Origin of the sequence: Shewanella sp. SG44-6, assembly GCF_014164185.1 — a bacterium.
In the GTDB taxonomy this organism is placed as follows: Bacteria; Pseudomonadota; Gammaproteobacteria; order Enterobacterales; family Shewanellaceae; genus Shewanella; species Shewanella vesiculosa.
Map to the genome: position 1 here is coordinate 1 of NZ_JACJER010000096.1, position 17573 is coordinate 17573.

Consider the following 17573-nt stretch of genomic DNA (forward strand, 5'->3'; position numbering starts at 1 on the left):
AGTTATCGTTGTAGAAAAACAATAAACCCGCGATGAACGGGAAACTTTGAAAGGTGACAACATGGAACGCGAGTCAATGGAGTTCGACGTAGTAATAGTCGGTGCTGGCCCTGCAGGTTTAGCAACAGCTTGTCGTTTAATGCAAATATCTAAAGATGCCGACAAGGAAATCACCGTTTGCGTGGTAGAAAAAGGCTCTGAGGTTGGCGCACATATTTTATCGGGAGCGGTATTTGAAGCGGATGTATTGGACGAATTATTTAATGATTGGCGTGAATCTGATATCCCGCTAACGACTAAAGTCACTCATGACGAAATTTATCTGCTTAACTCAGAGAATAAATCGCGCTTAATACCAAACAGCTTTGTGCCTAAAACCATGCACAACGATGGTAATTACATTATTAGTGTCGGTAACTTAGCCCGTTGGTTAGCTAATAGAGCTGAAGCACTTGGCGTAGAAATTTTCCCCGGGTTTGCCGCCAGTGAATTACTGTTTAATGAAGACAATAGTGTCAAAGGTATTTTAATTGGTGACATGGGCGTTGGCGAAAATGGTCAACACAAAGACAGCTACATGCCAGGCATGGAATTACATGCTAAATACACCGTTTTTTCAGAAGGTTGTCGGGGTCACTTAGGTAAACAGCTGATCCAAAAATACCATTTAGACAATGGTAAAACACCGCAGCATTATGGCTTAGGTTTTAAAGAAATTTGGAAAATCCCTGCTGAACAACACCAACAAGGTAAAGTCGTTCACACCGGCGGTTGGCCTCTAGTGAATGGTTCATCTGGAGGGGGATTCCTATATCATATGGAAGACAACCAAGTTGCAGTGGGGTTAATTATTGATTTAAATTACCAAAACCCTCACCTCAGCCCATTTGATGAATTTCAACGTTATAAAACTCACCCAGTGATTGCCAAAACATTAACTGGCGGTGAGCGCTTAACTTATGGCGCACGTGCCATTGCTAAAGGTGGTTTAAATTCACTGCCTAAAATGAGCTTCCCTGGTGGGTTAATTATTGGCTGTAATGCAGGCACACTTAACTTTGCTAAAATTAAGGGCACCCATACCGCGATCAAGAGTGGGATCATCGCAGCCAAAGTGTTAGGCGAAGGCTTGATGGCTGGTATCGAAGGTGGTAAAGATCTCGATTGCTTCCAACAACGTTTTGAAGAAAGCTGGCTGCACGATGAACTGTATCAATCACGTAATTTTGGTCCTGCATTACATAAGTTTGGCACCATAGTCGGTGGCGCTTTTAATTACATCGACCAAAATTGGTTTGGTGGTAAATTTCCGCTGACCTTTAGGGATACCACCCCTGATTACGCAACTTTAGGCCTAGCCAGTGATTACAATAAGATTGATTATCCTAAACCTGACGGTAAATTAAGTTTCGATAAGCTGTCTTCAGTATATCTGTCGAATACTTATCACGAAGAAGATCAACTGTGCCATTTACACCTTAAAGACCAAAGTATTCCGATTTCGGTCAACTTAGTTAAATTTGATGAACCCGCGCAACGATACTGCCCTGCAGGCGTATATGAAGTGATTGAAGAAGCCGGCGACAAAAAATTTGTGATAAATGCTCAGAATTGTATTCATTGCAAAACATGTGACATCAAAGATCCGAGCCAAAATATTACCTGGGTCACTCCAGAAGGCGGCGGTGGGCCAAACTACCCAAATATGTAAGCTAACCAATAGTTAAAATATTAGCTCCGCCGAAAAACGCACTTAAATATAGGTGCGTTTTTTTTGTTTTATAGACTATTATTACTCACATAAAATCAGAACAACCTACGCAAAAAGACTATTTTGTTTACTTAATTAACTTAAGAGCAAAATAACTATCAATTTATTGGCATTGTGTCCGATATATCATAGATATACCCCAAGAGGCTGTTGTAGATGAGCACATTTAATACCCTTACCATTAAACAAAAAATATTGCTGACAGTGACAGTTGCTGTACTGCTATCAACAATATTAGTCGGATTACTGAGTCAACGCAGTGCGAAGCAAATCGTCGAGCAACGTATGCTTAATTCAGAAATGCCAAGCATAGTCATGCAAATCCGCAATGACGTAGACCTGCAAATTAGCAGTTTAATGAATGCCGCAGAGCAACTAGCCAATAGCAGAATGTTGCTTGGCTGGCTCCAAAATGGTCGCCCAGCGGACCAAGAAAGCCTAGTCATCGCACAATTAAATGACCTAAAAAATCAGTACGGCTTAGCTCAAGCGTCTTACGCCGATCGCGAAACCGCAGCTTACTATACACAAGACGGCTTTTTACGGGTATTAACCCCTGAGCAAGACGGTTGGTTTTTTGATTACCGCGACAGTAAACAAGAGCGCATGCTCAATGTTTTTACCGAAGCCAATGGTGAAGTCAAACTGTTTATTAACTATCAGCAGCCAAATGGTCGTGGGCTTGTTGGCTTAGCTAAATCACTAGATGATATGGTTAACTTATTAGATTCATTCAAAATTGAAGACACTGGATTTGTCTTTTTAGTGGATGCTAAAGGTGACGTAAAACTATATCGAGATACCAATAAAGTAGGTAAGGCTAAGCTCAGCACTTTATACCCTAATGCCAATACTAACCAACTGCTAAATAAAAGTGACTTTAACTTAGTTAAAGCAGAAGTTGATGGCCAACACATGTTGATTGCCAGTAGCTATATTGAATCGATGGATTGGTATTTAGTGGCTCAAGTGCCTGAAGCTGAAGTCTTTGCCTTACTACAAGAGTCCGCTTATCAGATCTTAATATGGACCATTCTTATTGCAGTGGTATTTATAGCCATCTCGATTGCGGTTGCAGGTTCCGTCAGCCGCCCTATTGCTCATATTGCCGAGCTATTTCGCAACATTGGTGAAGGCGAAGGCGATTTACGTCAAAGACTACCCGTTAATGGTGATGATGAAATTGCTCAGCTTGCTCGTGGTTTTAATAGCTTTATCAGTAAGATCCAAGATACGGTCCTGGAAGTGGCCAGCACAAGCCAACAACTAGGTTTATCTGCTATTGATGTATCAAATCAGTCACACCAGACGTTAGATGACAGCCAATTACAAAAAGATCGTACGATTATGGTGGTCACCGCAATTAACGAAATGGGCGCTACGGTTAATGAAATTGCAACTAACGCAGCTCAAGCCGCAGTCACGGCCCGCGATGCAGATGCGGAATCAATTGAAGGTCAGAAAGTCGTAACACGGGCACGTGAAACCATTAATCAACTATCTAAAGACGTCGAACAAGTCGGTGACGTGATTGAATCATTAGCGACGCACACTAAATCGATTGGCAGTATTTTAGATGTTATTCGTGCAATTTCAGAGCAAACTAACTTATTGGCACTGAACGCGGCAATTGAAGCGGCTCGAGCCGGTGAAGCTGGACGAGGCTTTGCTGTTGTTGCAGACGAAGTCCGTAACTTAGCTTCTCGTACGGCAGCTTCGACTAACGAAGTACAAACTATGATAGATAAACTTCAATCAGAAACGACGCGAGCAGTCAGTGCTATGGAACAATCGCGCAGCCGATCGCATGAGGGTGTTACAGCTGTTGATGAAGCGAGCCAGTCATTAAGCGGTATTAGTGAACGAATTGCACTGATTAGCGATATGAACATACAAGTTGCAGCCGCGACGGAAGAGCAATCAACTGTGGTTGAAGACATTAATCGTAATGTGACTGAAATCAACGATATTACTCAACGTACCGCAGAAACAGCTCATGCCGCTGCACATGCAAGTGAGTCATTGAACCAATTAGCCACTCGACTGGATACCCTAGTTGCTCGTTTTAAAGTGTAAATGCGATAAATCGTTTTAACAAAACGCCACTCATTTGAGTGGCGTTTTTTATGCTCATGGTTGTTGCCGATCACGATATATTTAACATGCTAGTTATTTCAGAAACCGAATAGTCAGTGGATACTGATAAGCTTTGCCATCGCTGGCTTTCACCATTGCGATAATGGTACAAACAATGTCGAGTAATGCTAACGCTGCCAGTAGTAATACGCCCACACCAATAAAAATCAATATCCCAGACACTAAAGCATAAATCATTAAACTTAGTTTGAAATTAATGCAATTCTTTCCGCATTGGTTTACAAACTCAAACTCGTCTCGCTTCATTAACCAGATAATTAACGGCCCAAGAACACTGCCCAGAGGGAAAATATAACCGACAAAACTGGCGGCATGTACTAATAATCCCATATTTTTAGCGTCTTTGGATAATGTGTCTGTTAGTTCGGTCATGTGATATTCCTTATCAAGAGTTCTTATAATATTATGGTTAACTAACTGGCATTGCCATACAAGCGCATCGCCCAATCTTCTATACTTTGTTGATCAAGTCGGCGCTGTAATGAGTTAACCCAAGTTTGCGCTAAACCTTCACATTCAAGCAGTATCTGATATTGCGCAGCATCAAATTCTGCTAAAAAATATATCTGCATCGCTTTAGCTACACTGATATCCGTTTTTCTTTCTAACAAAACAATACTGTCATTCGGATTAATATCGCCTTCCGATAGCACTCGGTAAAACCAGCCACACATGCGACTTTCTTGCATTGCTAAAGCAAATTTAGGGTGACCAAATTGCAAGTTGAGTTTAAAACAAGGTGATCGCGGCTGGGTAACTTGTAATGTCACATCTCCAATTTGGACTATATCACCAATATAAACTTGCGCCTCATTAAGGCCGACAGTACTGATATTCTCACCCATTGAAGGTGCATCAAAAAAGGTCGACATTAAATCCCAGCGGCGGTACTGACCATAATGCTCTCGCGGGAAATGATGCAGCACTCTATCTAGCCCGCCATGATGCTTAGGATCAGCCTCGCTATTACCGATAACTCGATCAAATTGCACGGTTAACTGCTTAGCGATATGTTTTTGGTTAATGCAACTGGCAACACCATTATGCATTTGCACTTGATCACCTAAATATAACCCAGAAATACCTTTCACCCATAGCTTACTCATCCAGCGGGTCCTTGCTTAAACATGATTACAGAGTGCCAATATACCCAATTTTCAGACAAAAAAAAGCCTTACTGGGGAAGAGTAAGGCCATAAATATAATGGGAGATAATACTTAAAAACATAGTGAAAAATGATCTTAACCATCCGACACTATAAAAGTTGTTTAGACGGACTTATCATAAGCGCTAACAATGACACTAAAATGACAATCGAAGACTATTTTAGTCATGTGCATAGACATGTATTCATCCTCAAAGTTAATCATTACTCATAGCCGTTAACTTAAGTACTGTTTTAAGGCCTCGCCAGGAATTGAGCTTTGGGTGGCAACGGCAAATGAGGCCCACAAAGCGCCTTCATGCATCGCATCGATAATTGACATCTGCTGACATAAACCATGAATAACCCCAGCAGCATAAGCATCGCCGGCCCCTGTGGTGTCAATAACGTCAGCAATAACCGCGGGCACATGTTGTTCATCGTCGGCACTGTACACCATAGCCCCCTGGTCACCATCGGTGACAATAAAGTACTCCAATGCATCACCCGCAATCGCGTAAGCAAATAGCCATGGGTCTTGATTACAGCGCCCTTGCATGTCGGTAATCGACGCGATGAGTACATGACAAGGACGGTTACGTTCATCTTTCGCCAGTTGAGATATCACTTTGCAGTTAGGATTGGATGCAATAGCATTTGCCGCCCAAACACCAGCACCTTTTGCCGAAGAGTTAATATAAAAGGCATCCCAATGATGCCATTTAGGCGGCACTGGCAGTTCAAAAATAGGTCGCTGAGGGCGAATAATGGTGCGTTCACCATCCGGGGTCATCACCAATAGCATCTCACACGTATTGCCATTAAAACGATGCACTAAGCGACAATCAAGCCCTAAAGTGCTGGCCTTAGCTAAAATCCAATCGCCAATATCATCACTGCCAACCTCACTCACCAATGACACATTGTGCTGGGCCCATACTAAACCTAAGCCAGTGTTCGCGCCGCCACCGCCTAAACGTAACCCACCGTCTTGATAATGAAATCGACCACCGGTTTGTAAGGGTTTATCAAGCATTAGAATGCGATCACAATTAATATTGGCAAGCAAAAGAATATTAGCCATGCAACTCACCTAAAAAAGTGTAGTGAAAAAGAACCTTGAGTATAACAAAAAGGCCGTGATTAACACGGCCTTTGGTGGTTGATCACAGGATCACATATCCGCTTCAGCAAGTGGTTGACGTAATTGGGCGCGCACATTGTCCATACCCGAGTAAAACTCCTTCATCATCAATAATCCGAGCATTTTGCCATTGTCGGTCACAATCAGTTTGTCAGGATTAATAGGATCATTTTTCAGTGCCCCCATGGCTTTCATTGATGCCATTTCTTTAAACAAGGCGGTATCTAGATTAACGTTAAAAGTATCGCGAAAATATTGACGCGATAAACGCCCAGAAAACATCCCCAGTAAAAAACGATACTGCATGACTTCTTTTAGCTGATATTTTTTCTGTTGCTCAACAGCCATTCGACCTTCAGCAATACGTTGTTGATATTTTTTTAGCGAAAAAGTATTTACATATAAGGTGTCATTTAAAAAACTAAATGAGCCTGAACCGACACCAAGATATTCATCATAGTCGATCACATACTCATCAAAACCTTCATCATTGGTTTTACCAAACGCCCATGCAGACAATTGAGTATATTGCCCAGTTAAGCGATTTAAAATTTGGCGGTACTGATTAACCATTTCACCATGAGGTGCTGCCAGATCTGCTTTGACACTTTTACGCGTTTGATGGGTGATCATCAATGGATAAGTGGTAATTTGGCGCGGATCGAGTTTAGACGCCATTTCAAGGTCAGACCGAATAATCTCTTCTGTTTGCCCACGAAAGCCAAAAATCAAATCAACGTTAATGATCGGAAATAGCTCTTTAGCTGCCATAATGCGGTCAAAGGTTTGCTGGCCTGAACCAAACTTATCTAATCGATCAGTCATTTTTAAAATGCCGTCGTCAAAGCTTTGTACCCCAATCGACATTCTGTCGACCAAACCTTTTAACTGCTTAAACTCAGGGCTGGCTAAATGTTGTGGATCCGACTCACAAGAGACTTCTTTAATGCCAGGAAAGAGATTTTTTGCGTGTTCAATTGTGCGGGCTAATTCATCTTCAAGTACGGTAGTCGTTCCGCCACCAATGTACATAGATTCAAACTCATAGCCTAAATCTTTGGCCATTTGCATTTCTTTGCGCAGCGCCATAAAATATTCGCGCGCTTTGTCTTCACGGAATAAAAATCGGTGAAAAGTACAAAATGAACACAAGGTATGGCAAAACGGAATGTGTGCGTACAACATGTATTTTTTGCCTTCAACGGGCTTAGGCATGCGGTCTGTTGAGATGGTGTCGAGACGCAAATTCTTATCAACATAATATTGCATCACCCGCTCCATAGAACTGATCATCCAATTGGGTACCGTAATATTTGACTGATAAGGTTTAATCAGCTCATGACTGGCTGATTGAATAATTGGAGACATAAAAAATCCTAACTGAATGAGTCACTGGGAGCAAAACCATTGATAAAAAGCGCTAAATAAAAGACGCACTGTCGATGCAGGAAATCAAAATAACACTTTATAAATTGCTAAAATGCGAACTCGCCAACAAATACATAAACTAACACGCTTATCCTTACCCATTTGTTAAGCAGATCATGTTTTAGACACTGCTGTTGGAGCGCAAATGAAACAGTTTATGCAGCAACCAAAACAAACAGATAAAATAAAGGCTAGATCGCGCACTATCGAATAATTGGTTAGGAATAAAATAGAATCTGGATACTCTTAGTCTTAGTCTTAGTCTTAGTGCAGCATTTAGGGAAATAATAGCGATTAAGCTGCAACCAATTTAAATGAAATCATAAATAATGTTGGCTGATTAGGATAGACCTTCTGAATAAGCAGCTTTAACTCTGCTAATGGCAAGCTTTCTTGGGCGGCATGAAACTCATTAATGTCAGCAAATGCTAATGGCTCAACCGCCAAAATCATAATGTCACACACTTTAATATGGTTTTCGAGAGTGAACACCTCAACTTGGCTACCAGGTTGGTAATGGCTCTCGCTTATATCGCGGATAGTAATGGTTTTTAGTCCAGATGCGACTAACGGCGTTAAAAATTCAAAAAAGGTAATTTGCGTTGGTGCAGCTGACATAAGGAAACCTTAACAGAAAAAATAAGATGGGTTTATAGCACCTTATCGATATAAAATATTATAACCTAGCGCACTCGCCCGGGCTTTGATCAAAGTAGCGTTTAAACTCACGACTAAACTGGGCAGTACTTTCATAACCCACTTGTGTCGATACCTCTTTGACCTTGAGTTTTTGCAGTTGCAGTAATGCTTTGGCCTTATTCAGGCGAATTTTCTTCAAGTATTGTATCGGTGAAGATGCGGTGACTTCTTTAAAGCAACGATGAAATGCAGACGGGCTCATATTAACTAGGCTGGCTAATGTGTCGACTTCGACCGACTCACCATAATGCTTATGAATATAACTGAGGGCTTTTTCAACCCTAGATAAACGTGTGTGGCTTAAGGATAATGCATACAATGGCGCTGCGTTAGGTGAGTCTAACAAACGATATAACAGCTCAAGCACTAACGCCTCACCCATCACTTTAGCCTCAAGCGGTGATTGCAATGCTTGCAATAGTCTAATCACGCTACAATCCATGTCTTCAGTGTTGTCTGCAACAAAAAAACCACTCTGACGCGATTCATTTAAATCTTTGGGGATTTGATTATGCTCGTCCATCAGCCGAATAATATAATTAAGCTGTACTAAGTCGATATCAACCATCAACACTAATACCGGTTCTTCAATACTGGCGAAGGTTTCACACTCTACCGGCAATGGTACCGTCATCACTAATGAACGCTGGCGATCGTAATCGAAGCTTTGATTGTCTAAGTAAACCCGCTTTTTACCTTGGCCAACAATGAGTACACCTTGCGAGTAGCACATTGGTCCACGCGCGCCATACTGCGAGCTACGAAATACATTAACACCCGCTAAATGAGTATGATTAACGCCCTCTTTAGGCGCAAGCGGCGCCATTAATCTTGCTATCTCACTCATACCCTTTCCCTCAGAATAAATTATGGTATTGATACTAGCAAAAAAGCAGAAAAAGGTATTTAATTTATCTAAAAACAATCATATTTATATAATAAAGATAGGAATAGGCATGAACACGATAGTTCTGTGTATGTTTATTTTGACTCAAAGGGCTATCATAGCCAGATGATTTATCGTTGCTGTTGTGTATAAAAAACCTATATACACAAGAAGCCAACTCTTTGTTTCAGCGCAAAACCAAAAGGCGTCTATTATGCTTAATTTTGATTATCGTAACCCTACACATGTTGTTTTCGGTAAAGACCGTATCGCAGAGTTAGATCAGCTTGTTCCAGCCAATGCAAGAGTATTAATCACTTATGGCGGTGGCAGCGTTCAGCGTTTTGGCACATTAGATAAAGTTAAAGCTGCATTAGGTGACCGCGTAGTATTTGAGTTCGGCGGCATTGAAGCGAACCCTAAGTACGACACACTCATTAAAGCGGTTGAAGTTGCTCGTAAAGAAAACATCGACTTCTTACTCGCTGTTGGTGGTGGCTCAGTGATGGACGGTACTAAGTTTATCGCTTTAGCGACTCAGTTTGATGGCGACACGGCAAGCTTATTACATCACGGCTTTACACCGGTACCCGTGGCTAACGACAAGGTTATTCCACTGGGAGTTATTGCAACGCTTCCTGCGACGGGTTCTGAAATGAACGCCTTTGCAGTAGTCAGCTATAAAGGTGGTAAATTCCCGGTAAATCATCCATGCGTTTACCCAACGTTTGCCATGCTTGATCCAGAATTGACTTTTAGCTTACCAAAAATCCAAGTGGCAAATGGTGTAGTCGATGCCTTTGTACACGTACTTGAGCAATATGCGACCTATCCTGTTGATGCCCGTGTACAAGACCGCATGGCTGAAGGTATTTTACGTACCCTAATCGAAGTTGGTCCTATTACGGTTGAAGAACCAACCAATTATGATGCTCGTGCTAACTTAATGTGGAGTGCAACATCGGCCTTAAACGGCATGATCGGCACTGGCGTTCCTTTAGATTGGTCGACGCACATGATTGGCCATGAGTTAACTGCATTATTCCATATTGACCATGCGCAAACCTTAGCCGTTGTGTTGCCATCATTATGGCGCGTATTAAAAGAGCAAAAGCACGCTAAATTAGTGCAATACGCTGCACGCGTTTGGGATATTACTGAAGGTGATGAAGGCAGCCGTGTAGATCAAGCGATTGATAAAACAGAGGCGTTCTTCAAGCAAGTAGGGTTACCGACACGCTTGCGCGATCATGGTGTCACTCAAGATCAGCTTGGCCTAGTGATAGATGCTTTAGAAGCACACGGTATGACGGCATTATCTGAAAGCGGCAAAGTAGATTTAGCTACCAGTCGCAAGATTTTAGACATGGCGTGGTAATAGTACTGATAACCCAAACGATAAACTCATTGATCGTTTGGGCTTGAGTTACCACTGATACAAAAAAGGGCTTAACAATGACTATCATTGTTAAGCCCTTTTTATTACCTCGAAACGGACGACGAATGCGCACAATAAGTTGCTAATCAATACCGTTACTTAACAGACCAGGGCTCAATAGCTCAGTGCCTACTTATTAGTTAACGCGCTAATGCGGAGTCACATTTGAGAATAAATTCATCACAACGACACCGACTAAAATGAACGCCATCCCCACCAGTGCACCTAAATCTAATTTTTGCCCATACATCACCCAAGCAATAAGTGTAATTAATACGATACCCAGTCCAGCCCAAGTAGCGTAAGCAACACCAACAGGAATACTTTTTAGTGCGAGAGATAAAAAATAAAAAGATAATACGTAGCCGACAACAACTACGATTGAAGGCGCTAATTTTGAAAATCCATCACTGGCTTTTAGCGCTGAAGTGGCTACCACTTCAGTTAAAATGGCTACACTTAAAAATATCCAACTTTTCATGTTTTACATTCTATAAAGACAAAACAGCCGGGAAGTATAAAGCCTAAATAATAAAAAAACAGTCTAGTCTTTTATCTCCTCTTCTGTGCCACAGTAGATTTAACAACCACATAATACGTGGCTAACATCGCCATTTATTAAGCGATAACATTACGGTTGTAAGCAGAAAACATTAAGCTGCTATCTTGATCATTGTGCCTGTGACCTATCGGCGATAAAAACGATGAGCGACAAGATGTGAAAAATATGGCTGGCGACACCTAGAATCCATAGCTGGAATCAATGAGCGAAAAATTATAATTCAGCTTCAAAGTTAACCCTAAACATACAGCCAGCATAAGCTAGCCATTGTGGCTCGTAGCAACTTTAACGACAAGCCAAAGCATAAATATCAATGTATTAAGCAAACAAAAACTATCAACAAAGCTACACGCCCATCTCAATGGCTTTTTTAGGCGTAAAACTACTGCCGATAGAAGCGATAATCACTAAACCGATTGCGGCCCACTGGAGCAAGGTCAATTGCTCACTTAAAATAATAAAACCCGCCAATGCGGCAATTGCAGGCTCTAAACTCATCAACACACTAAAAGCTTGTGTCGGCATATTTCTCAAGGCCACCATTTCTAAAGAATAAGGCAAAGCGCTGGATAACACCCCGACTAATAATCCAAGCGGTAACACTTCCCAGCTCAGTAATGCCATGCCTTGGCTAACTGCGCCAATAGGTACCAGAACGACTGCAGCAACAGTCATGCCTAAGGCAACGGTGATGCCACCTGATGCTTGCTTGCCTGTGCGAGTTCCAAACAAAATATAACCAGCCCAACATGCTCCGGCGCCTAATGCCATTAATGCACCAGTGAGATCAAGCCCTTGTGCGCTAGATAAATCAGGCATTAACAGCAAAATCCCCGCAATAGCACAGGCAACCCAAAACAGATCACTTTTGCGCTTAGAGCCAAATAAAGCGACCGCTAAAGGGCCAGTGAACTCCAGCGCAACAGCTATCCCCAGAGGAATGCGATCAATGGCTAAGTAAAACAGGATATTCATCCCACCTAAACATAGGCCATAAATAATAATGCTCTGCCAATCTCGGCCTTGTGGTAATGCTCGCCATGGGCGAAACACCAACCAAAGTACGGTAGCAGCAAAGCCTAAACGCAAAGCGGTGGTGCCTTCTGGCCCAACCAAAGGGAAAAGTTGCTTTGCTAAAGAAGCGCCGGATTGAATGGTCACCATAGCCAGTAAAACACTACCGACAGCGGTCAGAAGTACACGATTGATTTGCATTTAGAGGATATCCAAAAATAAAAAACGAAGTGCTGGGTCGGCATTCTACCTGAGACAGATAAAACCCTGCAGCAATAATTACCGTCTGTCACACAAGTTATATCATTCAGATACCGAAAAGATAACAACAGAGGTTAATGATATGTGAGGCCGTCGACCGGCTAAGCAAAAATCCACAGAGTTAATTATCTACTCGACATAAAGGCTGGCACAACGATGGTTAAATGTAGATAAGTTAACTGAGCATCATCCTTTTTTGTTGACTCTCTTTGTCGTCTGGAGATTGTCCAATGTTACCTAACGATAGTATTGATTATGCGGTTAACATTAACCCCAGCATACCAAGGCAAAACCCTAATACAGCTCCCATTGGCGGTGCCCAACGTTGTTCTAGTTTTACCTGAGGAGCTAAATCTTGAAATATTGAATAGAGAATACCGCCAGAGGCAAACAGCATGACTGCGGCAATCACTTTTGGCGACTCTGAAAGCCATAAATAGCCAGACATGGCTGCTATGGGACCCAGCAATGCCATAAAACAAAACATAAGAATAATTTTATGGGGCCGAAAAGCAGAAGAGCCATTTAACTCACGATAAGCACTAAATCCTTCTGGCACATTTTGGAGCGCGATTAACGCTGCAAGTAAAAATGCATTACTGCTGCCCGTTGCAAATGCGGCTCCCAGAGCAATGGACTCAGGGATAAAGTCAGCCAGCATTGCAGCAAGCTGGCTAGCAGGCGTCGCTATTTTTTGCAGGTAAATATCAAGGGCCATAAAGCTCAGCCCACCGACCATAAACCAGATACAAGCAGATAATGGCTTAAGATGCGCTATACCCTCTGGTACTAAAACCAAAGCAACGGCAGACAATAGTGCCCCACCGCCAAAAGCCATGACACTGTGCCTAAACTCCTGCTCAAGCCACTCACTGCTGACGTTCTCAAAACGGGCAATTAAGGCCCCTAATGGCATAGCCAAACCAGCAAGCAATGTGGTTGCTAAAACCGTTAGCAGCAAAGACATGATTAAATCCTTAAAAGAGTATTACGCTGCTGTAACCTGCATAACAGGACTAAGCTATGTGAGACGATATGGGGGCAGCCAACATCGTCATCATTTAAGACAGGTGCTGACTCATTATAAATCAAGCGCCTGATGAAATGGCTCCAATAAATCATATAAAAACAACCACGTCAGCCATGTTGAGAATAGACAACATCACTTGTTTCAATATGAAATTTACATTTCTTCTCTAACTTGGCCATAAGCTAACATGGCGAACAGCCCTGTACCGCCAATAATATTGCCCAGCAGCATGGGACCGATATGGTGTGATAGCGCAGTGAACATATTCATCTCCCCATTGACAACAAGGCTAAATATTTCATTGGAGCCAGCAATAACATGAGTAAAGCCTCCAGCGGCAATTAACCATGTAAACATAATAATAACCAGCACTTCAGACCCTTTTGCCGAGGGCAACATCCACACCAGTACGGCTATAAAAAAGCCCGCCGGAATACCGCGCATCAGTGTCTCTGCCGGCGTTAACTCGGCGACATGGCGTGATATCTGGAGAACCGCGCTAAGGATCTCTTCTGTTAAAACGCTACCGTGAACGAAAATAGCCGCGGTAAACAAAGTGCCAACGAAATTAGCGGCCAATACCACAGCCCACAAGCGAGCAGTGCAAACCAGACGACGCTGTGTTGTGCTGGCTAGCAGCGGCAGTACGACTGTGATGGTGTTTTCAGTAAACAGCTGCAGTCTTGCTAAAATGACGAGTACAAAACCAAAAGTGTATCCAAGGCTTTCAATAAGCGACAAATAAGGGTGATCGGAGCCTAGATTACTTCGGATGATACCTTCAGCCAACACCGATGATGAAATACCGATACCAGCCGCGATACCAGACCACCACAAAGAGAGTAGCGGCCGCTGCAGTTCCTCCTGACCTTCACGCAGAATAATAGAATAGACGGTGAGTGATGAAAGACTGCCATGCTCATCCACAGCTTCACGCTCTGAGCCTGTCAACGCTATCTCTACTTTTGTTGACTGCTTCTGCCGCTCTTCACGTTTAACAGCCTTGTTGTTTGGCTGTAGATCGTCGGTTGTTGACGACTTAGTATTATCGACCTGTTCAGGTACAGGTTGTGTCATATTGCTATCCTTCTCTGACTAAAATCCAGCTTGATGTTATAGCTAAGTGCATAAAGAATAGATGCTTTATGTCATCTATTCAACAAACACAGCGAGCAGTATAATGGTCTGGCTAGGGTATTACTGGTCGATAATGTACCTGCGAGCTTGTGTTTACAGAACCGCTATTGAATATAAGAGATGAATTAAGCCAGTCCAAACCGAACGGTTTGCATCACTGATATCAAACGAGTAATTGATTTAGTACACAAAGCGCATTGACGTATAAGCGCAACAAAACTGGCGTATGAAATACGCTTATTATCAAAATAAATTGCGCATATGAAGTTATCAATTGCCTTTTTGAGCTAACGATTCATAGGCGATTTTTACACTTTCATGTCCGTATACTCGCTCTAACTTTCGTACAATAAAATGCCCTCTGGCCATGTCTTGAAAATGATCAATAAACAAAGTATTGATGACAGCGCCACCAGCTGCGCCGATAGCGGGTACAGCTTGAGCTGCAGCTTTTTGCGTCACTTGAACGCCAAACTTTTCAGCGATTTTAGTAATTAACTTAACTAAAATAGGCGCGGCCTCATCGGTAAGCCCTTTTTTAAGCATAAATTCAGTGGCTTCAGACACAGATTTAGCTAGCGTAGCGCGTATGGCAAAGTATCCTGATTCACTACTATCATCCAAATCACTTGCGCCTCCTAATGCAAAGACCTCTAAACAAGCCATCTTGGTTTCCAGCGTAGTAATCAACTCGCCTTCACTTCGAGCAATATCAGCGATAGAGCGCAACATTATTGCTGTCGAAATAGGAAGCTCAACGGCAATTGCAGCTAAGCCAAAAAAACCACCCATACCACCACTCACCGCAACGCCTAATTTATGCCAAACATTAGACGACTGTTCTCCGGGAATATCTTTCATTGTAAATATCGCCGCATCAGACGCTTTAAGTAGCGATTTTTCTGTGACTTTGGCAATATTTTTATTCCAATTTTCAGGTAGTAACGCTAAACCTTTTTCAATAGGAGTACCTATAAAGCTGGTTATTTTTACCGCTAGACCAGGGTTTTCTAATAGCGATTTAGCAACCAAAAGCTCTTTTCTGTGTGATTCTGAAATATTCACGTAAATTCCTTAGTAGTGAGACAAGGCACCTGAGCAGTTCTATAATAAACCTAAATCACTGAAACTAATTTGACGTAAAATAGCGTCGGTTGCAAATCAACTTAAAGCTCTTATTCAACAATAAGCCTACAGTTTCCTATTACCAAATCCAACATCATCGCTTGCGACAATCATTATCTGTCAGGTTTTCCAGATAATTGCTGCCGCAAAATTTATTCATTAGTGCAATAAAATCGAGCGATATAAAATATGCAGATAGGCTTAATCTCAAGCTGAACTGGGATTGTTGATTTGGAGTTTCGGGTGGTTAATCACTATGTAACTTAGGATGACTCTTCGACTGGGGGCAAATAATCACGACCGTCTTTAGCTAAATTACTCACACCAACTGTGAGGTCATTTAGTGCACTACCATAGTTATCACGACAGTGAATACAAGGACTCATTGTATTCACAAAGCGGCCTTTTTTAGTATATTTTCTCAAATAGGCATGAGAAATAGTTACATTACTTCGATGTAGCACAATCGCATCACCCAATTTTTGCCTCAAATCACTTACAGCTGCATCTTCAGCGCACATGCTGTCATTAGCACGGCCCCAACCGATAACTTCCTTGTCGGGATCGCGATGTAAATATTTAGCCGCAACCCAAGGCCCACCATGGTAACCGGTCAGCCTACCATCAGGATAGTTAGAGGGTCTATTGGCCAACTCATAGGCCATAAGTTCAAGTTTATCGATTGGCGCCCTATCGCAAAGCATGTCATGAAAAGCCGGACGAGTAGTGGTGACAAAATAATTATGATTGTGGCTTATTTTTAAATCTTGGCAATGATGTGAATCTTCAACTTTATTGATCTTGTCTATCTCAGCGACAGCATCACTACAAGCAACTATTTTATCACCGATGCTCAGCTCTTCAGCCTTTACCCATACCTCAGTTAGAAGGTAAAAATGATGATCTTCTACAACCAGCATCGAGGTTTTTAGGTCACCAATAGAATAGTTAATCTCTAGCATGACGGCAGTAATATTTCCAAATAGTGGTTAAATCGGCATAAATGAGTATTCTTAACGACTTAGAGAATACTCACTGAACCATTTGTCATTGGTTATTATGGTTTAAGGTACTTTTGACAGATAGATGATGCATCCAAACTTGAATTAAACAAAAAGTCTTTACCCATAATCGAAGTCATTTGTGATTCGACTACCAGCGGGTTACTAATTTTAAATAATTTGCGTTTGTTAAGCTGACTTCGCATTAAGTACTCGCAATGCCATTGATAGAAAAGTTTATCAAACTTGCCATTTTCAATCATTCTCAGTAAACCAACCTTGATTCTATTCGCTAACCTAGGCTTTGTAGGTGATACATAATAATAAGTCGCCAGAGGGATATTAAGCACAATATGTTCATCTACGATTAATTCAGGATAACGCTTTTGAAATAACTCAACCTCTTGATAAGCCTCATTCACTCCACGCCCAAATGTGATAAAACGTCCTTTTGAAAGCATATTGAATAAACTATCGTACTGCGCGCTCTCCACCACATCGAATCCTGCTTGTTTCATAGCAACCCTGGTAGACCACTGACTACCTGAACCGGTTCGCAGCCTCATCAATTGCTCTAGTGAATCAATATTGGCCAACAAGTTTTTATTTTCATTTTTAATAATAAAAACTCTAAACCCTTGAATGCCTTTGCGGATGGTGATGAGTCGAAATCGGATATTTAAATCATTACAGGATGGCCAAACGATTAATGTTATGGCCGAAGCATCAAATGAAGAGTGGAATACAAAGCTCATTCCTATCCCTATCCCCATCC

General features: G+C 41.9%; 15 protein-coding genes and 1 pseudogene. 3 read left to right on the forward strand and 13 right to left on the reverse strand.

The window, feature by feature from the left end:
* Positions 1 to 61 precede the first annotated feature (61 nt).
* Positions 62 to 1711 (forward strand): electron transfer flavoprotein-ubiquinone oxidoreductase, encoded by a 1650-nt coding sequence (locus tag H5185_RS15735; protein ID WP_124017749.1) that lies wholly within the window; start codon positions 62 to 64, stop codon positions 1709 to 1711.
* A 216-nt stretch (positions 1712 to 1927) separates the two neighbouring features.
* Positions 1928 to 3847: a methyl-accepting chemotaxis protein gene (locus H5185_RS15740; RefSeq protein ID WP_182742579.1), complete on the forward strand. Its 1920-nt coding sequence runs from the start codon at positions 1928 to 1930 to the stop codon at positions 3845 to 3847.
* Positions 3848 to 3940: 93 nt separating this feature from the next.
* Here the strand turns inward: H5185_RS15740 and H5185_RS15745 are convergent, their stop codons facing one another.
* From H5185_RS15745 to H5185_RS15770, 6 genes are all read right to left on the reverse strand, one after another.
* Complete coding sequence (locus tag H5185_RS15745) at positions 3941 to 4300, reverse strand: DUF4870 domain-containing protein (RefSeq protein WP_124017751.1); 360 nt, start codon at positions 4298 to 4300, stop codon at positions 3941 to 3943.
* A gap of 41 nt (positions 4301 to 4341) precedes the next feature.
* Positions 4342 to 5034, reverse strand: a complete 693-nt coding sequence (locus H5185_RS15750; RefSeq protein WP_124017752.1) for an MOSC domain-containing protein — start codon at positions 5032 to 5034, stop codon at positions 4342 to 4344.
* 277 nt (positions 5035 to 5311) lie between these two features.
* Positions 5312 to 6157: a PfkB family carbohydrate kinase gene (locus tag H5185_RS15755; protein ID WP_182742580.1), complete on the reverse strand. Its 846-nt coding sequence runs from the start codon at positions 6155 to 6157 to the stop codon at positions 5312 to 5314.
* Positions 6158 to 6247: 90 nt separating this feature from the next.
* Positions 6248 to 7585 carry a coproporphyrinogen III oxidase family protein gene (locus H5185_RS15760; protein ID WP_182742581.1) on the reverse strand — a complete coding sequence of 446 codons (1338 nt, stop codon included), beginning with the start codon at positions 7583 to 7585 and terminating at the stop codon, positions 6248 to 6250.
* Between the two features lie 354 nt (positions 7586 to 7939).
* Positions 7940 to 8263, reverse strand: a complete 324-nt coding sequence (yqfB, locus tag H5185_RS15765) for a N(4)-acetylcytidine aminohydrolase (protein ID WP_124017755.1) — start codon at positions 8261 to 8263, stop codon at positions 7940 to 7942.
* A gap of 58 nt (positions 8264 to 8321) precedes the next feature.
* Positions 8322 to 9191, reverse strand: a complete 870-nt coding sequence (locus tag H5185_RS15770; RefSeq protein ID WP_124017756.1) for an AraC family transcriptional regulator — start codon at positions 9189 to 9191, stop codon at positions 8322 to 8324.
* A gap of 253 nt (positions 9192 to 9444) precedes the next feature.
* Between H5185_RS15770 and H5185_RS15775 the strand changes: the two genes are divergently transcribed.
* On the forward strand, positions 9445 to 10608 hold the full coding sequence (locus tag H5185_RS15775; RefSeq protein WP_182698716.1) for an iron-containing alcohol dehydrogenase: 1164 nt from the start codon (positions 9445 to 9447) through the stop codon (positions 10606 to 10608).
* Positions 10609 to 10816: 208 nt separating this feature from the next.
* On the opposite strand, the gene H5185_RS15780 is transcribed toward H5185_RS15775, so the two are convergent.
* From H5185_RS15780 to H5185_RS15810, 7 genes and pseudogenes are all read right to left on the reverse strand, one after another.
* Positions 10817 to 11149, reverse strand: coding sequence for a multidrug efflux SMR transporter (locus H5185_RS15780; RefSeq protein ID WP_124017758.1), 333 nt, complete (start codon positions 11147 to 11149; stop codon positions 10817 to 10819).
* A 426-nt stretch (positions 11150 to 11575) separates the two neighbouring features.
* Positions 11576 to 12445 (reverse strand): DMT family transporter, encoded by an 870-nt coding sequence (locus H5185_RS15785; RefSeq protein ID WP_182723747.1) that lies wholly within the window; start codon positions 12443 to 12445, stop codon positions 11576 to 11578.
* 313 nt (positions 12446 to 12758) lie between these two features.
* Entirely contained in the window at positions 12759 to 13472 is a 714-nt protein-coding gene (locus tag H5185_RS15790; RefSeq protein WP_182742582.1) for a ZIP family metal transporter, read from the reverse strand.
* Between the two features lie 216 nt (positions 13473 to 13688).
* Entirely contained in the window at positions 13689 to 14612 is a 924-nt protein-coding gene (locus H5185_RS15795; protein ID WP_182742583.1) for a formate/nitrite transporter family protein, read from the reverse strand.
* Positions 14613 to 14942: 330 nt separating this feature from the next.
* Positions 14943 to 15737 carry an EcsC family protein gene (locus tag H5185_RS15800; protein WP_182742584.1) on the reverse strand — a complete coding sequence of 265 codons (795 nt, stop codon included), beginning with the start codon at positions 15735 to 15737 and terminating at the stop codon, positions 14943 to 14945.
* 323 nt (positions 15738 to 16060) lie between these two features.
* Complete coding sequence (locus H5185_RS15805; protein ID WP_182742585.1) at positions 16061 to 16759, reverse strand: polymorphic toxin-type HINT domain-containing protein; 699 nt, start codon at positions 16757 to 16759, stop codon at positions 16061 to 16063.
* 95 nt (positions 16760 to 16854) lie between these two features.
* A pseudogene (locus H5185_RS15810) lies at positions 16855 to 17573 on the reverse strand (transporter substrate-binding domain-containing protein); the annotation flags it as partial.